The following is an 18,210-nucleotide window of genomic DNA, read 5'->3' on the forward strand; positions in this document are numbered from 1 at the left end:
CACTATGCGACAAGTGTATCCTGGCTTTTGTGAAGAGAGAAATCAGTGGACGAATTGACAGCGCAGGCGTTGATAGCCTTTACGACGCGTTATTGCGACGCATGGCATGAAAAAAACAACAGTTGGCCGCTCAGCGAAGAGCTGTATGGCGTACCTTCTCCGTGTATCATTTCTTCCACAGACGATGCGGTATTTTGGCAGCCTCAACCTTTTGTCGGCGAAAATAACCTCAATGCGGTTGAACGGGCCTTTGATATTGTGGTACAACCTGCCGTTCACGCTTTTTACACCACCCAGTTTGCTGGTGATATGCACGCGCAGTTTGCGGATGAAAAGCTCACGCTGCTGCAAACCTGGAGTGAAGATGACTTCAGGCGCGTTCAGGAAAACCTGATTGGTCATCTGGTAACGCAAAAGCGCCTCAAGCTATCACCTACGCTTTTTATTGCCACACAAGATAATGAGCTTGACGTCATTTCGGTGTGCAATCTGTCCGGTGAAGTGTGCAAAGAAACGCTGGGAACCCGTAAACGAACGGTGCTGGCGGCCTCACTTGCGGAATTCCTCACTCAACTTAAGCCAGTTCTGTAATCCAGTTTGCCCTGAATCTTGTGAGAGATCTCTTACAAACCCTGTAGGACATTGCCAGGTGATAAGTAAAGACTTAATGAATTGATAAAATAATAATTTATTATTATTCAATTGGTTAGTGTTTTATTGTCAACTTTCATACGAAAATAATCGTAAGGGTAAGCCTGTAAGCATCTTGTAAGACAAAGCGAAACAGGCGATTCTATATCTGTCGACAAGGAGTCGCACAACGAAGAGAACATCAGGATGATGGCTCTTCGCCAGGACACACCAGGACGGTGTTGCAAGGACAGGCTTCAGGACGAAGCAAAGAGGAAGACGCTGGATGCGTTAAAGGACACCTCCAGGATGGAGAATGAGAGCCGGTCAGGATGTTCGGCGGGTCTGGATGGCCAGGATACTTCAGGATGAAGTTTTCACATCGGGGTGATGTGAGCAGGATGCAAAAGTTCAGGATGAACACGGTCGCAAGACCACAGGAAAAGTTGTCAAGGATGAGCAGGGAGCACTAAAAGTAGCTGGAATGCTGCGAAACGAACCGGGAGCACTGTTTTTACAGTGCTCCCTTTTTTTATTTCCCTCCACTAGTGCTATTCTTCGCGCCAGATTTTTCATCATTGAGGTTAATTTCATGACGACTCATGACCGTGTGCGCCAGCAGTTACACGCACTTGAAGCGCTATTGCGTGAACATCATCACTGGCGGATGGATGAGCCAGCAGAGCATCTGTTTACCAGTACGCAGCCTTTTTGTATGGATACCATGGAGCCGGTCGAGTGGCTGCAGTGGGTGTTGATTCCCCGCATGCATACGTTGATTGATAACGCGCAGCCGCTTCCGCAAGCTTTTGCCGTCGCACCGTATTACGAAATGGCGCTGGCAGCCGATCACCCGCAACGCGACATTCTTCTGGCGGCATTGCAGGAGCTGGATGCGCTGTTTACAAGTGATAACGCCTGATGCTGGAAATTCTTTATCAGGACGAATGGCTGGTCGCCGTCAATAAACCTTCGGGCTGGTTGGTTCACCGCAGTTGGCTCGACCGGGATGAGAAAGTGGTGGTGATGCAAACGGTGCGCGACCAAATTGGTCAGCACGTATTTACCGCCCATCGACTCGACAGACCAACCTCCGGCGTGCTGCTGATGGGACTGTCCAGCGAAGCCGGGCGTTTGCTGTCCCAGCAGTTTGAACATCATCAAATTCAGAAACGCTATCATGCGATTGTGCGTGGCTGGCTGATGGATGATGCCGTGCTGGATTACCCGCTGGTCGAAGAGCTGGATAAGATTGCCGATAAGTTTGCCCGTGATGATAAAGGCCCGCAGCCTGCTGTCACCCATTATCGTGGCCTGGCAACGGTAGAAATGCCGGTAGCGACCGGGCGTTATCCGACTACCCGTTACGGGCTGGTGGAACTGGACCCTAAAACCGGTCGCAAGCACCAGCTCAGACGCCATCTGGCGCACTTGCGCCATCCGATTATCGGCGACAGCAAGCACGGTGATTTGCGGCAAAACCGCAGCGCCGCAGAGCATTTCGGTTGCCAGAGATTGATGCTGCATGCCAGCCAGCTTGCGCTGACCCATCCTTTCACCGGCGAACCGCTGGTTATTCGCGCCGGGCTGGATGACGTCTGGATGCAGGCGTTGTCACAATTTGGCTGGCGTGGACTTCTCCCTGAGAATGAAAGGGTTGAGTTCAACGGGCTGTCAGGTCAGGATGAGCAGATAGATTCTTAAGTCCCAGGAGATTACGGTTATGGCGGAAATTGGAATTTTTGTCGGCACGATGTACGGAAACGCGCTGCTGGTTGCCGAAGAGGCCGAAGCTATTTTGACGGCGCAGGGTCATAAAGCCACGGTGTTCGAAGATCCGGAGCTTAGCGACTGGCAGGCATATCAGGATAAATATGTACTGGTGGTGACTTCCACGACCGGGCAGGGCGATCTGCCGGATAGCATCGTGCCGCTGTTTCAAGGGATCAAAGATAATCTCGGTTTCCAGCCAAATCTGCATTACGGGGTAATTGGGCTGGGCGACAGTAGCTACGTTAATTTCTGCAATGGCGGCAAACAGTTCGATGCCTTGTTGCAGGAACAAAGCGCCCACCGCGTAGGGGAAATGCTGCTGATTGATGCCAGCGAGCATCCTGAACCGGAAAGCGAATCCAATCCCTGGGTAGAAAACTGGGGAACCTTGCTTAAATAACTCCCTCGCTCGTACGGGCATGCAACCCCCATTTGAACCGCAAGCCGGGCCAGGCGAAGCCGCCACCCGGCAATAAAACCCCAATTACGTGAACTAACTTCCACTACTTTGGGCTTATGCCCCAAACAACTTCTCACTGTCTCCCTAATGTTGTGTTCATGCACGGTGAGGGCAAGTGGCACTCCTTCATATACTTTTCCCGTCAGTTCCCGGAATGGCAGCGAGTCAGAATAAAACGGCCCTGAGCTGTACCAACACTGCCACACACTAACCTCTCATTCTGATCACCCTACAGGTGCTGTACAGAATGAACTGGCGAAAGCCAGGATTCAGGAGTGCAACAATGAGTTCATTAAGTCAGGCGGCGAGCAGCGCGGAAAAACGCACTAACGCTCGCTACTGGATAGTGGTGATGCTGTTTATCGTCACATCCTTCAACTACGGCGATCGCGCCACCTTATCCATTGCCGGTTCGGAGATGGCCAAAGACATTGGTCTGGATGCCGTAGGGATGGGGTATGTATTCTCCGCTTTCTCATGGGCCTATGTTATCGGCCAGATCCCCGGCGGCTGGTTGCTCGACCGCTTTGGTTCAAAACGCGTTTATTTCTGGTCCATCTTTATTTGGTCCATGTTTACCCTGTTGCAGGGTTTTGTCGATATCTTCAGTGGTTTCGGCATTATCGTTGCGCTGTTTACTTTGCGCTTCCTCGTTGGTTTAGCTGAAGCGCCCTCTTTCCCCGGCAACAGTCGTATTGTGGCGGCGTGGTTCCCGGCACAGGAAAGGGGCACGGCGGTCGCTATCTTTAACTCTGCGCAATACTTTGCCACCGTTATATTCGCGCCAATCATGGGTTGGCTGACCCACGAAGTGGGCTGGTCGCATGTGTTCTTTTTTATGGGCGGCCTCGGGATCATTATCAGTTTCGTCTGGCTGAAGGTGATTCATGAACCTAACCAGCATCCAGGCGTAAACCAAAAAGAGCTGGATTACATTGCCGAAGGTGGGGCGCTGATCAACATGGATCAGGCGGCAGCCAAAACCAAAGTGCCGTTTAGCGTGAAGTGGGGGCAAATCAAACAGCTGCTGGGTTCACGGATGATGATCGGGATTTACATCGGCCAGTACTGCATTAACGCGCTGACCTACTTCTTTATCACCTGGTTCCCGGTTTATCTGGTGCAGGCTCGCGGTATGTCGATTTTGAAAGCTGGCTTTGTTGCTTCGGTTCCGGCCATTTGCGGATTCGCCGGCGGCGTGCTCGGCGGCATTATTTCCGACTGGCTGATGCGCCGTACCGGTTCGCTGAATATCGCCCGTAAAACGCCAATCGTCATGGGGATGCTGCTATCGATGGTGATGGTGTTCTGTAACTACGTCAACGTCGAGTGGATGATCATTGGCTTTATGGCGCTGGCCTTCTTCGGCAAAGGCATCGGCGCGCTGGGATGGGCGGTGATGGCTGATACCGCACCTAAAGAGATCAGCGGTCTGAGCGGCGGTTTGTTCAACATGTTTGGCAACATCTCCGGCATCGTCACGCCAATTGCTATCGGCTACATCGTTGGGACTACCGGCTCGTTTAACGGCGCGTTGATTTACGTCGGGGTACATGCGCTGATTGCGGTGGTGAGCTATCTGGTGCTGGTGGGCGATATTAAACGTATCGAACTGAAACCTGTCGCAGGACAATGATGATGACAACACAATCGAGTCCCGTTATTACCGATATGAAGGTCATCCCGGTGGCCGGTCATGACAGCATGCTGCTCAATATTGGCGGCGCGCATAACGCATACTTTACTCGTAATATCGTGGTGCTCACCGATAATGCCGGAAACACCGGTGTCGGTGAAGCGCCTGGTGGTGAAGTGATTTATCAGACGCTGGTGGATGCGATTCCGCAGGTGCTGGGCCAGGAAGTGGCGCGCCTGAATAAGGTGGTGCAGCAGGTGCATAAGGGCAACCAGGCCGCTGATTTTGACACCTTTGGCAAAGGCGCCTGGACCTTTGAACTACGGGTCAATGCGGTAGCGGCGCTGGAAGCCGCATTGCTCGACCTGCTGGGCAAGGCGCTCAACGTGCCGGTTTGTGAACTGTTAGGGCCGGGCAAGCAGCGCGATGCGGTCACCGTACTCGGTTATCTGTTCTACGTGGGCGATCGCACAAAGACCGATTTACCGTATCTGGAAAGTGCGCCGGGAAACCATGAGTGGTATCACCTGCGTCATCAGCAAGCGATGAACAGTGAGGCTGTGGTGCGTCTGGCTCAGGCTTCGCAGGATCGCTACGGCTTTAAAGATTTCAAACTCAAAGGTGGTGTACTGCCTGGTGAGCAGGAAATCGACACCGCTCGTGCGCTGAAAAAATGCTTCCCGGATGCGCGTATTACGGTTGATCCCAACGGTGCCTGGCTGCTGGATGAAGCCATCTCCCTGTGTAAAGGGCTGAACGATGTTCTGACCTACGCCGAAGATCCATGCGGCGCTGAACAGGGTTTTTCTGGCCGTGAAGTGATGGCCGAGTTCCGCCGTGCAACCGGTCTGCCGGTAGCAACGAACATGATAGCTACCAACTGGCGTGAAATGGGCCATGCGGTGATGCTGAATTCAGTAGATATTCCGCTGGCCGATCCGCACTTCTGGACCCTTTCTGGCGCGGTACGCGTGGCACAGTTATGCGACGACTGGGGCCTGACCTGGGGCTGCCATTCTAACAATCATTTTGATATTTCCCTGGCGATGTTCACCCACGTTGGTGCGGCTGCACCGGGTAATCCAACGGCTATTGATACCCACTGGATCTGGCAGGAGGGCGATTGCCGCCTGACCAAAAATCCGCTGGAGATTAAAAACGGAAAAATTGCGGTACCCGATGCGCCCGGTCTGGGCGTGGAACTGGACTGGGATCAGGTACAGAAAGCACATGAAGCCTATAAGGCGCTGCCCGGTGGCGCGCGTAATGACGCAGGCCCAATGCAGTATCTGATCCCCGGATGGACTTTTGACCGTAAACGTCCCGTTTTCGGCCGCCACTAATTTTGAATAAGGACTTAATTATGAGCGCACAATTTTCTACCCCATTGGTTACCTCTATGCAGGTTATTCCGGTTGCGGGTCATGACAGCATGTTGATGAACCTGAGCGGCGCACATGCTCCGTTCTTCACGCGCAATATTGTGATTATTAAAGATAACTCCGGTCATACCGGCGTGGGTGAAATTCCCGGCGGCGAAAAAATCCGCAAAACTCTGGAAGATGCGATCCCGTTGGTGGTAGGTAAAACGTTAGGTGAATACAAAAACGTGCTGAATGCAGTACGCAATACTTTTGCCGATCGTGATGCGGGCGGTCGCGGTTTGCAGACCTTCGATTTACGTACCACTATTCATGTGGTTACTGGGATCGAAGCGGCCATGTTGGATCTGTTAGGTCAGCATTTGGGCGTAAACGTCGCCTCTTTGCTGGGGGATGGCCAGCAGCGTAGCGAAGTTGAAATGTTGGGTTACCTGTTCTTCGTGGGTAACCGTAAGGCAACGCCGCTGCCGTACCAGAGTCAGCCGGATGATAAATGCGACTGGTATCGTCTGCGTCATGAAGAAGCGATGACCCCGGATGCGGTAGTGCGCCTGGCGGAAGCCGCGTATGAGAAGTATGGTTTCAACGACTTTAAACTGAAAGGCGGCGTACTGGCCGGGGAAGAAGAAGCGGAATCTATTGTCGCGCTAGCGAAACGCTTTCCGCAGGCCCGCGTCACGCTGGATCCGAACGGCGCGTGGTCGCTAAATGAAGCGATTAAGATCGGCAAATATCTGAAGGGTTCTCTGGCCTATGCGGAAGATCCGTGCGGTGCCGAGCAGGGCTTCTCTGGTCGTGAAGTGATGGCGGAGTTCCGCCGCGCCACCGGTCTGCCGACCGCCACCAACATGATCGCCACCGACTGGCGTCAGATGGGGCATACGCTGTCGTTGCAGTCTGTGGATATCCCACTGGCGGACCCGCACTTCTGGACCATGCAGGGTTCTGTCCGTGTGGCGCAGATGTGCCATGAGTTCGGGCTGACCTGGGGATCGCACTCTAACAATCACTTTGATATTTCGCTGGCGATGTTTACGCATGTCGCGGCGGCTGCTCCGGGTAAAATAACCGCTATCGACACCCACTGGATCTGGCAGGAAGGCAACCAGCGTTTGACCAAAGAGCCGTTTGAAATCAAAGGCGGCATGGTGCAGGTTCCGGCAAAACCGGGTCTGGGCGTGGAGCTGGATATGGATCAGGTCATGAAAGCGCATGAGCTGTACCAGCAACATGGACTGGGGGCGCGTGATGATGCGATGGGTATGCAGTATCTTATCCCGAACTGGACGTTTGATAATAAGCGTCCGTGCATGGTTCGCTAAGTGATCCAGGACCGCTCCTATAGAGTGAGCGGTTTTGCTCCTGGTGTATGCTTAACATAATCAACATGCGTAAGGATGCTTTATGAAAATAGTAATCGCACCCGATTCCTATAAGGAAAGTTTGAGTGCGCTTGAGGTGGCAACGGCTATAGAGCTGGGGTTTCGTGAGATCTGGCCCGATGCGGATTACGTGAAGATCCCGGTTGCAGATGGCGGTGAAGGTACGGTCGAAGCGATGGTTGCCGCAACGCAAGGTCACCTTGTGCATGTTGATGTTACCGGCCCTTTGGGCAACACAATTCAGGCATTTTATGGTTTATCTGGTGATGAGCGCTCGGCGTTTATCGAAATGGCGGCCGCCAGCGGACTGGAACAGGTTCCTGTGGGTTTACGCGATCCGCTGAAAACGACATCCTGGGGAACCGGGGAGTTAATCCGTCATGCGCTGGACGCTGGCGTTGAGCATATCATCATTGGGATTGGCGGTAGCGCCACCAATGATGGCGGTGCCGGGATGGTGCAAGCGCTGGGAGCAAAACTGCTGGATGCGCAAAATAACGAAATTGCGCAAGGCGGAATCGGTCTAGAATCTCTGTCCCGAATTGATATTTCTCAGTTAGACAGCCGTCTTGCCGGGTGCCTTATAGAAGTGGCTTGCGATGTGACCAACCCGTTGACTGGAAAAGAGGGCGCATCTGCGGTTTTTGGTCCGCAAAAAGGGGCGACGCCGGAGATGATTACCCGTCTGGATCGGGCGCTCACGCACTATGCGCGACTTATTGCCCGCGATCTGGACGTCAACGTGCTGGATCTGGCCGGTGGTGGTGCGGCGGGTGGTATGGGGGCGGCGCTGTATGCGTTTTGCGGCGCACAGTTACGCTGCGGTATTGAGATAGTGACCGATGCGTTACACCTTGATGCCTGCGTTGCGGATGCGGATTTAGTGGTCACAGGTGAAGGGCGCATTGATAGTCAGACCATTCACGGTAAGGTTCCGGTTGGCGTGGCGAAGGTCGCAAAGCGTTACAACAAGCCGGTTATCGGTATCGCAGGTAGCCTGACGGCCGATGTGGGGGTCGTACACGAGCATGGGCTGGATGCGGTTTTCAGCGTCATCTACTCCATTTGTACCCTGGATGAGGCGCTGAAGAACGCGAGCGACAACGTACGAATGACGGCGCGAAACGTAGCCGCAACGCTTAAAGCAGGGCAGCAATTACGCTGAGTTGTAGGTCGTATAAGGCGTTTACGCCGGATTTGGCGATGTGCCCGATGCGCGACGCTTATCGGGCCTACGGTAAACAGCGAAGCCTGTAGGCTGGATAAGGCGTTTACTGCCCGATGCACGACGCTTATCGGCTCTACGGTAAACAGTGAAACCTGTAGGCCGGATAAGGCGTTTACTGCCCGATGCGCGACGCTTATCGGGCCTACGGCAAACAGCGAAGCCTGTAGGCTGGATAAGGCGTTTACTGCCCGATGCTCGACGCTTATCGGGCCTACGGTAAACAGCGAAACCTGTAGACCGGATAAGGCGTTTACTGCCCGATGCACGACGCTTATCGGCTCTACGGTAAGCAGCGAAACCTGTAGGCCGGATAAGGCGTTTACGCCGCATCCGGCGAATATCACCCCAATATCCGTTTCGCTTCGCGCGCAACGTTGTCCATTTCATCCAGAAGCTCTAAAAATTCAGGTTCCAGCTCTTCTTCTTTGGTTCCACTGCGTAGCTGTTGTTCAATGAGCTGACACAGGTTTTTCATGCGGGGGACACCACTATAACCGCAACTACCGTGCAGCTTGTGAATCATATCCACCAGCCCTTCGGGGTTCTCTCCGACCAGTTGCTCTTCGATTTTGTTACGCACCTCAGGCAGAAAATCGATCAGCATTTGCAGCATATCCCGCGCCAAATCGTTCTTACCCGCGGCTTGCCTTAATGCCAGTTGCCAGTCGAGCGTCGTGTTCGGATTGACGACCGGCTCAAGAGGTTCTGCGGTGAGTGCCCGCAGCGATGTGCTTGCGCCCGGTTTGTAACGTAACAGCAGATTATGCAGCTTATCTTCCTCGATAGGCTTCGCCAGGTAATCGTTCATCCCGGCGCTGAGCAGCTTCTCTTTCTGCCCGGCCATGGCGTGTGCGGTGACCGCAATGACCGGTGTCTGCTGTTGATGAGGAAGCTGGTGGATTAGTTCGCAGGCGCGAATACCGTCCATGTCTGGCATCTGAATATCCATCAGGATCAGGTCAAACGGCATTTGTCTGGCGCGATCCACCGCCTGATGCCCGCTGTCGCAAAGCACGACGTGCTGGACCTTATCTTCCAGCAATGCGCCAATCAGCTTGAGGTTCGCCGGGTTGTCGTCTACCGCCATGACGGTCATTGCGATTTTGCTCTCGTCTAACAGCAGCGGATCCGCGCTGTGGTTTAGCTGACAATACTCTGTCAGCGCAGGCAGTAAGCGGGTTGAGGTGAGAGGTTTCAACAGACACGCCGCCGCGCCGCCCTGTTTCAATTTCTCAGCGTTAATTTGTGCATGACAAGGCAAGGCTAGCAACAGGAAGTCGGTCATCGCTGCTGCGCTTGCCAGCCGCTCATGCTGCATGGTGAGTGGTTCGCGCAAAGTGACCGGAATGCCGAGCAGCAGAATGTCGTAGTGCTCCGCTGGCAACCCGGAGAACGAAGGGCTGTAAATCACCTCCAGCGGTGTTTCACTCAAGATATCTAACGTGCATTGCGCGGCGGTGGCGTTAGGTTCGACGTAGGCCAGTCGTTTACCGGCAAGGCATCGGGTTGTCGAACGATCAATAAGCACGTTAGGGTTGAGATCGAGGCTGATATGGAACCAGAACGTGGAACCCCGATTAGGTTGGCTGTGGAAGGAGATATCCCCACCCATTTCGTTGACCAGTTTTTGCGTAATGACCAGACCTAGCCCGGTTCCGCCATGACGCCGGGAAATACTGGCATCCGCCTGACGGAAAGCCTGGAACAGGCGGGATTGATCGCGCTCAGGAATACCGATCCCGGTATCGCGGATTTGTACTTCAATTTGCACTTTCGTGTTACTAAGGGCTCGCTTCTCGACCAGAATGTCGATGTTGCCGCCTTCGGTAAATTTGATGGCGTTGCCGACCAGATTGGTGATCACCTGCTGTAAACGCAGCGGGTCACCGATGACGTTGTCCGGTACGTCATTCTTAATATTCAGCGTCAGCTCAAGCCCTTTATCATGGGATGAATGCGCTAACAGCGTAACGACGTCATCCAGCGTGCTGCGCAGCGGGAATGGAATGCTTTCCAGAATCAGCTTGCCCGCCTCAAGTTTGGAGAAGTCGAGTACATCATTGATGATGGCCAGCAGATTGTTAGCCGAGCGTTCAATGGTATTCAGGTGATCGCGCTGTGTGGTGTTGAGCTCGGTTTTTAGCGTCAGACGGGTGAAGCCAATCACGCCATTCAGCGGTGTTCGCAGCTCGTGGGACATGTTTGCCAGAAACTCAGACTTAATACGCGCCGCTTCCTGGGCGCGTTTCTTCGCCAGATCCAGCTCGACGTTCTGGATTTCCATCTGCTCCAGCGTTTCGCGCAGGTCAGAGGTGGCCTGATCGATGTTGTGCTGCATCTCTTCATGGTAAGCAGCGAGAGACATCGCCATCGAGTTGATACCATTTTTGAGCATATCCAGCTCGCCCAGCATGAAACCTTCCACGCGGCTGTCGAGCTGTCCTCTACGTATTCGGTCAACGGTATTCACCATATTGCGAATCGGGCCGGTCACGTCGCGCATTAGACGCCAGCCGAAAATTAACGCAATACCAATACAAAACAGCATCATTACGCTGGAGATAAAGATCTCTTTGTACTGCTGCAATCGTACGGACTTAAGGTCCAGCTCAAGCGCCACATACCCCAGCATATTTTTGGTGTTTTTGGCGTCGCTTACGGCGGATTCATCCGGTGAATAGCTTTCCGATATAATAGGGGTTCGCAGGATCATGATATCCCCGTGCCGGGTGACGCTCAGCTTCCGGGGAAACGGTGAACCTGTCGCCAACTGCATTTCAGACGGATCGAGATGAAAATTAGAGGTGACGAAAAGTCGGTTATTTTCGTCATAAACAGAAATTGCCCGCACGATATCGGAATGGCGACGATGCAGCACGCTGATAAGCTGGCCGATGGATTCCCTGTTTTGCAGGTTCATGCCATATTCGCTGGAGACCGCGAGTGGTTCAATGATGCTGGCACCAGCATCTTCCAGTTGACGCTGCAAGTCGTTATAGCGATGCACAACAAAAAAGATACTGAGCAACAAACCTATCAGGACGGTCGGGGCCAGGATCAGAATCATCATGCGTGCGCGCAGGCTGTAGTTGGTCATGGAGTTCCGTTATGGGACAATTAGGGTCACACTGTTAAATAGAGAAATATCTCGTCGATGGCGCAATTCTACTCTGCAAAACGACGCGTGACGACGCGTCAGATCATAACCGTTACCGTCAATGACCTCGATCCTTTTGGTCAGGGCGTCGCTCGCCATAACGGAAAGGCGTTGTTTATACCGGAATTGCTACCCCAGGAAAGCGCCGAGGTGGTGATTACCGAAGATAAAAAACAGTTTGCCCGCGCGCAAGTAAAACGACGTTTAAACGACAGCCCACAGCGTGAAGTGCCACGTTGCCCGCATTTTGGCGTGTGCGGCGGTTGCCAGCAGCAGCATGCCAGCATCTCATTGCAGCAGCGTAGCAAAAGCGCAGCGTTGTCGCGTTTAATGAAATGTGAGGTGTCGGATGTTATAGCTGATGCCCCGTGGGGCTATCGTCGTCGCGCACGTTTGAGTCTGAACTATCGGCCAAAAGAACAAAAATTGCAGATGGGGTTTCGCAAATCCGGTTCCAGCGACATTATCGATGTCAAACAATGCCCTATTTTGGTGCCCCAGCTTGAGGCGTTATTGCCCCATCTCAGAGCGTGTCTGGAAAGTCTGCAAGGGTTACGCCATCTTGGCCATGTCGAACTGGTGCAGGCGGGAAGCGGAACCCTGATGATTTTGCGCCACACGGCGCCATTGAGTGCTGCGGATAAAGAAAAACTGGAATGCTTTTCGCATTCTCAGGGGCTGTCTTTGTTTCTGGCCCCGCAAAGCGAGATACTGGAATCAATATCAGAAGAATCGCCCTGGTATGATTCAAATGGACTACGGTTAACCTTCAGCCCGCGCGATTTTATTCAGGTCAATGAAGGGGTAAACCAACAAATGGTCGCCCGTGCGCTGGAATGGCTGGATGTGCAACCTGAAGATCGTGTACTCGATCTGTTCTGTGGAATGGGAAATTTTACCCTACCGCTGGCAACTCGGGCAGCAAGCGTGGTTGGCGTGGAAGGTGTTCCTGCGTTGGTGGAAAAAGGCCGAGAAAACGCGCTGAATAACGGATTACACAATGTGACATTCTTTCATGAAAACCTTGAGGAAGATGTTACCCGACAGCCGTGGGCGAAAAACGGATTTGACAAAGTATTGCTCGATCCTGCGCGTGCGGGGGCTGCAGGTGTGATGCAACATATTATAAAATTAGAACCTATACGCGTTGTTTATGTATCCTGTAACCCAGCAACGCTGGCTCGTGACAGCGATGCTTTGCTCAACGCTGGATACGCCATACGGCGACTGGCGATGCTCGATATGTTTCCGCACACTGGACACCTGGAATCAATGGTCCTGTTTGAGCGTTTGTAATGAATTTTGTACCCATTGGATTTCGGGTTGTAATGCAGCATGAAAGACAATGGGTAGGGCTTGTCGACTTCGACAGGCCTGGCCCCTTAAGGAGAGGACAATGGTTGCGGTAAGAAGTGCACATATAAATAAAGCTGGTGAGTTTGATCCAAAGAAATGGATCGCGAGTCTGGGGATCTCCAGCCAGCAGTCGTGTGAACGCTTAGCCGAAACCTGGGCGTACTGCCTCCAGCAGACACAGGGGCATCCGGATGCGGATCTGCTGCTGTGGCGTGGCGTGGAGATGGTAGAAATTCTCTCTATGTTGAGCATGGATATCGACACGCTGCGTGCCGCAATGCTGTTCCCTCTGGCTGATGCCAACGTGGTCAGTGAAGACATCCTGCGCGAGAGCGTGGGCAAATCCATTGTTCATCTTATCCACGGTGTGCGTGATATGGCGGCAATACGCCAGCTTAAAGCCACGCATACCGATTCAGTTTCTTCCGAGCAGGTCGATAACGTCCGTCGCATGCTGCTGGCAATGGTGGATGACTTCCGCTGTGTGGTCATCAAGCTGGCAGAGCGGATTGCCCATCTGCGTGAAGTGAAAGATGCGCCGGAAGATGAACGCGTTCTGGCGGCAAAAGAGTGCACCAATATCTATGCACCGCTGGCCAACCGTTTGGGAATCGGGCAATTAAAATGGGAGCTGGAAGATTATTGCTTCCGTTATCTGCACCCGGCTGAATACAAACGCATAGCCAAGCTGCTGCATGAACGTCGTATCGACAGGGAACATTACATTGATGAGTTCGTCGGTCATTTGCGCTCAGAGATGAAAACGGAAGGCGTCAAAGCCGAAGTGTATGGACGTCCGAAGCATATCTACAGCATCTGGCGCAAAATGCAGAAAAAGCAGTTGGCCTTCGATGAACTGTTCGATGTACGCGCAGTGCGTATCGTGGCAGAGCGTTTACAGGACTGCTATGCCGCACTCGGGATAGTACATACTCACTATCGCCATCTGCCGGATGAGTTCGATGATTACGTTGCTAATCCGAAACCCAATGGCTACCAGTCAATCCATACGGTTGTACTGGGGCCGGGCGGGAAAACCATCGAAATTCAGATCCGTACCAAACAGATGCACGAAGATGCCGAACTGGGCGTCGCGGCGCACTGGAAGTACAAAGAGGGCACCGCTTCAGGCGCGGCGCGTTCTGGTCATGAAGATCGCATTGCGTGGCTGCGTAAGCTGATTGCCTGGCAGGAAGAGATGGCGGATTCCGGTGAAATGCTGGATGAAGTCCGTAGCCAGGTCTTTGATGACCGCGTGTACGTCTTTACGCCAAAAGGCGACGTTGTAGACTTACCTGCGGGCTCCACGCCGCTCGATTTTGCTTACCACATTCATAGCGATGTGGGGCATCGATGCATTGGCGCGAAAATTGGTGGGCGCATCGTACCGTTTACCTACCAGCTGCAGATGGGCGATCAAATTGAAATTATCACCCAGAAACAGCCAAACCCAAGCCGCGACTGGCTGAATCCTAACCTTGGCTACGTAACCACCAGTCGTGGGCGTTCGAAGATCCACGCCTGGTTCCGTAAACAGGACCGCGACAAAAACATCCTTGCTGGTCGCCAGATCCTCGACGATGAGCTGGCGCATTTAGGTATCAGCCTGAAAGAGGCGGAAAAACACCTGCTGCCGCGCTACAGCTTCAATGAGCTGGACGAGTTGCTGGCGGCGATTGGTGGGGGAGACATCCGCCTCAACCAAATGGTGAACTTCCTGCAGGCACAGTTTAATAAGCCCAGTGCTGCCGAACAGGATGCCGCCGCGCTGAAACAGCTTCAGCAGAAAACGCAGGCACCGCAGAGTCGTCGTAAAGACGACGGTCGTGTGGTGGTGGAAGGGGTAGGTAACCTGATGCACCACATCGCCCGCTGCTGCCAGCCGATTCCGGGCGATGAGATTGTCGGATTTATTACCCAGGGACGCGGTATTTCCGTGCACCGGGCGGATTGTGAACAGCTGGCTGAGCTGCGCTCCCATGCACCGGAACGTATTGTTGATGCAGTCTGGGGCGAAAGCTACTCGGCAGGGTATTCGCTGGTGGTTCGCGTCCAGGCCAACGATCGCAGCGGTTTGTTACGTGATATCACCACGATTCTCGCCAACGAGAAGGTGAACGTGCTGGGAGTAGCTAGCCGAAGTGATACAAAACAACAGCTGGCCACCATCGATATGACCATCGAAATTTATAACCTGCAGGTGCTCGGGCGCGTGCTCGGCAAGCTGAACCAGGTACCGGATGTGATCGACGCACGTCGCTTGCACGGTAATTAATTATTTTGTAGGCCGGATAACCTTGTAGGCCTGATAAGACGCGTTAGCGTTGCCATCAGGCATTGCTATGTTGCCGGATGTCGGCTATCGCCTTATCCGGTCTACTGTATTGAAATTTCAGGACATTCCAATGAATCAAATCGACCGACTGCTCGGTATTATGCAGCGCCTGAGCGACCCGGAAAACGGCTGTCCGTGGGACAAAGAGCAGACATTCTCCACTATTGCCCCTTACACCCTCGAAGAAACCTATGAAGTGCTGGACGCGATTGCGCGTGAAGACTTTGACGACCTGCGCGGAGAGCTGGGCGACCTGCTGTTCCAGGTGGTGTTTTACGCCCAGATGGCGCAGGAAGAAGGACGCTTCAACTTTGATGATATTTGTGCTGCGATTAGCGATAAGCTTGAACGCCGTCATCCACATGTTTTTGCTGATGTTTCTGCCAGTAACAGTACTGAGGTTTTGACCCGTTGGGAAAAAATCAAAAGTGAAGAACGCGCCCAGAAGGCACAGCATTCCGCACTCGACGATATTCCCCGCAGTTTACCGGCATTAATGCGCGCCCAAAAAATCCAGAAACGCTGCTCAAATGTTGGCTTCGACTGGAAAACGTTAGGACCGGTTGTCGACAAGGTTTACGAAGAGATCGACGAAGTCATGTTTGAGGCTAAGCAGGCTGTTGTCGACCAGGCTAAACTGGAGGAGGAAATGGGCGATCTGCTGTTTGCTACGGTTAATATGGCCCGGCATTTAGGCACTAAAGCAGAGACCGCATTGCAGAAAGCGAACGAGAAGTTTGAGCGGCGTTTTCGTGAAGTTGAGCGAATTGTGGCTTCGCGCGGTCTGGAAATGACTGGTGTTGATCTGGAAACTATGGAAGAAGTCTGGCAACAGGTAAAACGGCAGGAAATTGATCTCTAAGGGATTTCGTCGGTCAAGGGCGATTTGTGTGATTTTTTAAATAACAAGCGCTTGATTTACGTCAAAAACATTTACCCAAAAGAGGCTATTTTCTCTTCCCGTTATGTTGATGAAACACCTTGTATACTGCCTCTTCGAGTTATTCGAGTCGCAACAAGGCGGCGACTGAAAGAATCCCCAGGAACATAGAAATGCTATGTGACTGGGGTGAGTGAAGGAAGCCAACACCGGTGCGGCTTGAAGAACGAAGGAGAGGGGATAATGAAAGTTTGTGGCGCTCGTCATGTTCGGGTATACTACTTTCCCGTCTTGGTAATTCCATCGTTTCACCCTAACTTCTCAGGTCCAGCATGACAACGAACTATATTTTTGTGACCGGCGGGGTCGTATCCTCTCTGGGAAAAGGCATTGCCGCAGCCTCCCTGGCAGCCATTCTTGAAGCCCGTGGCCTCAATGTAACCATGATGAAACTGGATCCGTACATCAACGTCGATCCAGGTACTATGAGCCCAATCCAACACGGGGAAGTGTTCGTTACCGAAGACGGCGCTGAAACCGACCTGGACCTGGGTCACTATGAGCGTTTCATTCGTACCAAAATGAGCCGCCGCAACAACTTCACTACGGGTCGTATCTACTCCGACGTTCTGCGTAAAGAGCGCCGTGGCGACTACCTGGGCGCAACAGTTCAGGTTATCCCGCACATCACGAATGCCATTAAAGAGCGCGTTCTGGAAGGCGGTGAAGGTCATGATGTTGTTCTGGTCGAAATCGGCGGAACCGTTGGGGATATCGAATCTCTGCCATTCCTTGAAGCGATTCGTCAGATGGCCGTAGAAATTGGCCGTGAGCACACGCTGTTTATGCATCTGACGCTGGTTCCGTACATGGCGGCGGCTGGTGAAGTCAAAACTAAACCGACTCAGCACTCTGTAAAAGAGCTGCTTTCTATCGGTATTCAGCCAGATATCCTGATTTGCCGCTCCGATCGCGCAGTTCCGGCTAATGAACGTGCAAAAATTGCATTGTTCTGTAACGTTCCGGAAAAAGCGGTGATTTCTCTGAAAGATGTCGATTCCATCTATAAAATCCCGGGCCTGTTGAAATCTCAGGGCCTTGACGATTATATTTGTAAACGATTCAGCTTGAACTGTCCGGAAGCTAATCTGTCAGAATGGGAACAGGTTATCTACGAAGAAGCGAATCCGGCAGGCGAAGTGACTATCGGTATGGTCGGCAAGTACATTGAACTGCCGGATGCCTATAAGTCAGTTATCGAAGCGCTGAAGCACGGTGGTCTGAAGAATCGTGTCACCGTCAACATCAAGCTGATCGATTCGCAAGATGTCGAAACGCGTGGCGTTGAGATCCTGAAAGGTCTTGATGCAATCCTGATCCCAGGCGGCTTCGGCTACCGTGGTGTTGAAGGTAAAATCGCGACGGCGCGCTTTGCGCGTGAGAACAATATTCCTTATCTGGGCATTTGCCTGGGTATGCAGGTTGCGTTGATTGAGTTTGCACGTAACGTAGTGGGTATGGATAACGCCAACTCCACGGAATTTGTGCCAGACTGTAAGTACCCGGTGGTGGCCCTGATTACCGAATGGCGCGATGAAGACGGCAACGTCGAAGTCCGTACTGAGAAGAGCGATCTGGGCGGCACAATGCGCCTTGGTGCGCAGCAGTGTCAGTTGAGCGACGATAGCCTGGTTCGTCAACTGTACGGCGCGCCGACAATTGTTGAACGCCATCGCCACCGTTACGAAGTCAACAATATGCTGTTGAAACAGATTGAAGCTGCGGGTCTGCGTATTGCAGGCCGTTCCGGTGATGATCAGTTGGTCGAGATCATTGAGGTACCGAATCATCCGTGGTTCGTGGCCTGTCAGTTCCACCCGGAATTTACTTCCACGCCACGTGATGGGCACCCGCTGTTTGCCGGCTTTGTGAAAGCCGCCAGTGAACATCAGAAGCGTCAGGCGAAGTAAGAAGTAAATAAGTTAGAACGG

13 protein-coding genes are annotated in these 18,210 nt (G+C 52.8%); 12 read left to right on the plus strand and 1 reads right to left on the minus strand.

Translation table 11 applies throughout. The features are described from left to right. Positions 1-45: 45 nt before the first annotated feature. The 8 genes from syd (at position 46) to OGY10_RS19125 (ending at position 8,428) form a co-directional block, all read left to right on the plus strand. Positions 46-591, plus strand: coding sequence for a SecY-interacting protein (syd, locus tag OGY10_RS19090; protein WP_032944836.1), 546 nt, complete (start codon positions 46-48; stop codon positions 589-591). A 631-nt stretch (positions 592-1,222) separates the two neighbouring features. Continuing rightward, the gene (locus tag OGY10_RS19095; RefSeq protein WP_003825670.1) at positions 1,223-1,552 is read left to right on the plus strand and encodes a YqcC family protein; all 330 of its coding nucleotides are present in this window, start codon (positions 1,223-1,225) and stop codon (positions 1,550-1,552) included. After that, a complete protein-coding gene (truC, locus tag OGY10_RS19100) occupies positions 1,552-2,334 on the plus strand; it encodes a tRNA pseudouridine(65) synthase TruC (protein ID WP_047499384.1) in 783 nt (260 codons plus the stop codon). Before OGY10_RS19095 ends, truC begins: the two co-directional genes overlap by 1 nt. Positions 2,335-2,353: 19 nt before the next feature. Then, positions 2,354-2,803, plus strand: coding sequence for a flavodoxin (locus tag OGY10_RS19105; RefSeq protein WP_003825676.1), 450 nt, complete (start codon positions 2,354-2,356; stop codon positions 2,801-2,803). 343 nt (positions 2,804-3,146) lie between these two features. Beyond that, positions 3,147-4,499 (plus strand): galactarate/glucarate/glycerate transporter GudP, encoded by a 1,353-nt coding sequence (gene gudP / locus OGY10_RS19110; RefSeq protein ID WP_174771120.1) that lies wholly within the window; start codon positions 3,147-3,149, stop codon positions 4,497-4,499. A 2-nt stretch (positions 4,500-4,501) separates the two neighbouring features. Next, positions 4,502-5,842, plus strand: a complete 1,341-nt coding sequence (locus OGY10_RS19115) for an enolase C-terminal domain-like protein (RefSeq protein ID WP_167820626.1) — start codon at positions 4,502-4,504, stop codon at positions 5,840-5,842. Between the two features lie 20 nt (positions 5,843-5,862). Then, a complete protein-coding gene (gudD, locus tag OGY10_RS19120) occupies positions 5,863-7,203 on the plus strand; it encodes a glucarate dehydratase (protein ID WP_008785687.1) in 1,341 nt (446 codons plus the stop codon). 82 nt (positions 7,204-7,285) lie between these two features. Next, positions 7,286-8,428 (plus strand): glycerate kinase, encoded by a 1,143-nt coding sequence (locus OGY10_RS19125; RefSeq protein WP_137377693.1) that lies wholly within the window; start codon positions 7,286-7,288, stop codon positions 8,426-8,428. Positions 8,429-8,831: 403 nt separating this feature from the next. On the opposite strand, the gene barA is transcribed toward OGY10_RS19125, so the two are convergent. Next, complete coding sequence (barA, locus tag OGY10_RS19130) at positions 8,832-11,588, minus strand: two-component sensor histidine kinase BarA (RefSeq protein ID WP_048215651.1); 2,757 nt, start codon at positions 11,586-11,588, stop codon at positions 8,832-8,834. A gap of 57 nt (positions 11,589-11,645) precedes the next feature. Here barA and rlmD point away from each other — a divergent pair, with 57 nt between their 5' ends. The 4 genes from rlmD to pyrG all read left to right on the plus strand — a co-directional run bounded on the left by rlmD (position 11,646) and on the right by pyrG (position 18,189). Further along, a complete protein-coding gene (gene rlmD, locus OGY10_RS19135; protein ID WP_008785684.1) occupies positions 11,646-12,944 on the plus strand; it encodes a 23S rRNA (uracil(1939)-C(5))-methyltransferase RlmD in 1,299 nt (432 codons plus the stop codon). A gap of 100 nt (positions 12,945-13,044) precedes the next feature. Beyond that, positions 13,045-15,279: a GTP diphosphokinase gene (gene relA / locus OGY10_RS19140; RefSeq protein WP_003825690.1), complete on the plus strand. Its 2,235-nt coding sequence runs from the start codon at positions 13,045-13,047 to the stop codon at positions 15,277-15,279. Between the two features lie 130 nt (positions 15,280-15,409). Beyond that, positions 15,410-16,201 (plus strand): nucleoside triphosphate pyrophosphohydrolase, encoded by a 792-nt coding sequence (gene mazG, locus OGY10_RS19145; RefSeq protein WP_286577208.1) that lies wholly within the window; start codon positions 15,410-15,412, stop codon positions 16,199-16,201. Positions 16,202-16,551: 350 nt separating this feature from the next. Next, positions 16,552-18,189 (plus strand): glutamine hydrolyzing CTP synthase, encoded by a 1,638-nt coding sequence (pyrG, locus tag OGY10_RS19150; RefSeq protein ID WP_003034127.1) that lies wholly within the window; start codon positions 16,552-16,554, stop codon positions 18,187-18,189. Positions 18,190-18,210: the final 21 nt, after the last annotated feature.

The sequence above is a fragment of the Citrobacter sp. Cpo148 genome, from assembly GCF_030332375.1.
Classification (GTDB): Bacteria; Pseudomonadota; Gammaproteobacteria; order Enterobacterales; family Enterobacteriaceae; genus Citrobacter; species Citrobacter portucalensis.

Coding starts and splice junctions, on each gene's coding strand:
- OGY10_RS19095 (WP_003825670.1), top strand. CDS start 1,223: ATGACGACTCATGACCGTGTGCGCCAGCAGTTACACGCACTTGAAGCG.
- truC (WP_047499384.1), top strand. CDS start 1,552: ATGCTGGAAATTCTTTATCAGGACGAATGGCTGGTCGCCGTCAATAAA.
- OGY10_RS19105 (WP_003825676.1), top strand. CDS start 2,354: ATGGCGGAAATTGGAATTTTTGTCGGCACGATGTACGGAAACGCGCTG.
- gudP (WP_174771120.1), top strand. CDS start 3,147: ATGAGTTCATTAAGTCAGGCGGCGAGCAGCGCGGAAAAACGCACTAAC.
- OGY10_RS19115 (WP_167820626.1), top strand. CDS start 4,502: ATGACAACACAATCGAGTCCCGTTATTACCGATATGAAGGTCATCCCG.
- gudD (WP_008785687.1), top strand. CDS start 5,863: ATGAGCGCACAATTTTCTACCCCATTGGTTACCTCTATGCAGGTTATT.
- OGY10_RS19125 (WP_137377693.1), top strand. CDS start 7,286: ATGAAAATAGTAATCGCACCCGATTCCTATAAGGAAAGTTTGAGTGCG.
- barA (WP_048215651.1), bottom strand. CDS start 11,588: ATGACCAACTACAGCCTGCGCGCACGCATGATGATTCTGATCCTGGCC.
- rlmD (WP_008785684.1), top strand. CDS start 11,646: ATGGCGCAATTCTACTCTGCAAAACGACGCGTGACGACGCGTCAGATC.
- relA (WP_003825690.1), top strand. CDS start 13,045: ATGGTTGCGGTAAGAAGTGCACATATAAATAAAGCTGGTGAGTTTGAT.
- mazG (WP_286577208.1), top strand. CDS start 15,410: ATGAATCAAATCGACCGACTGCTCGGTATTATGCAGCGCCTGAGCGAC.
- pyrG (WP_003034127.1), top strand. CDS start 16,552: ATGACAACGAACTATATTTTTGTGACCGGCGGGGTCGTATCCTCTCTG.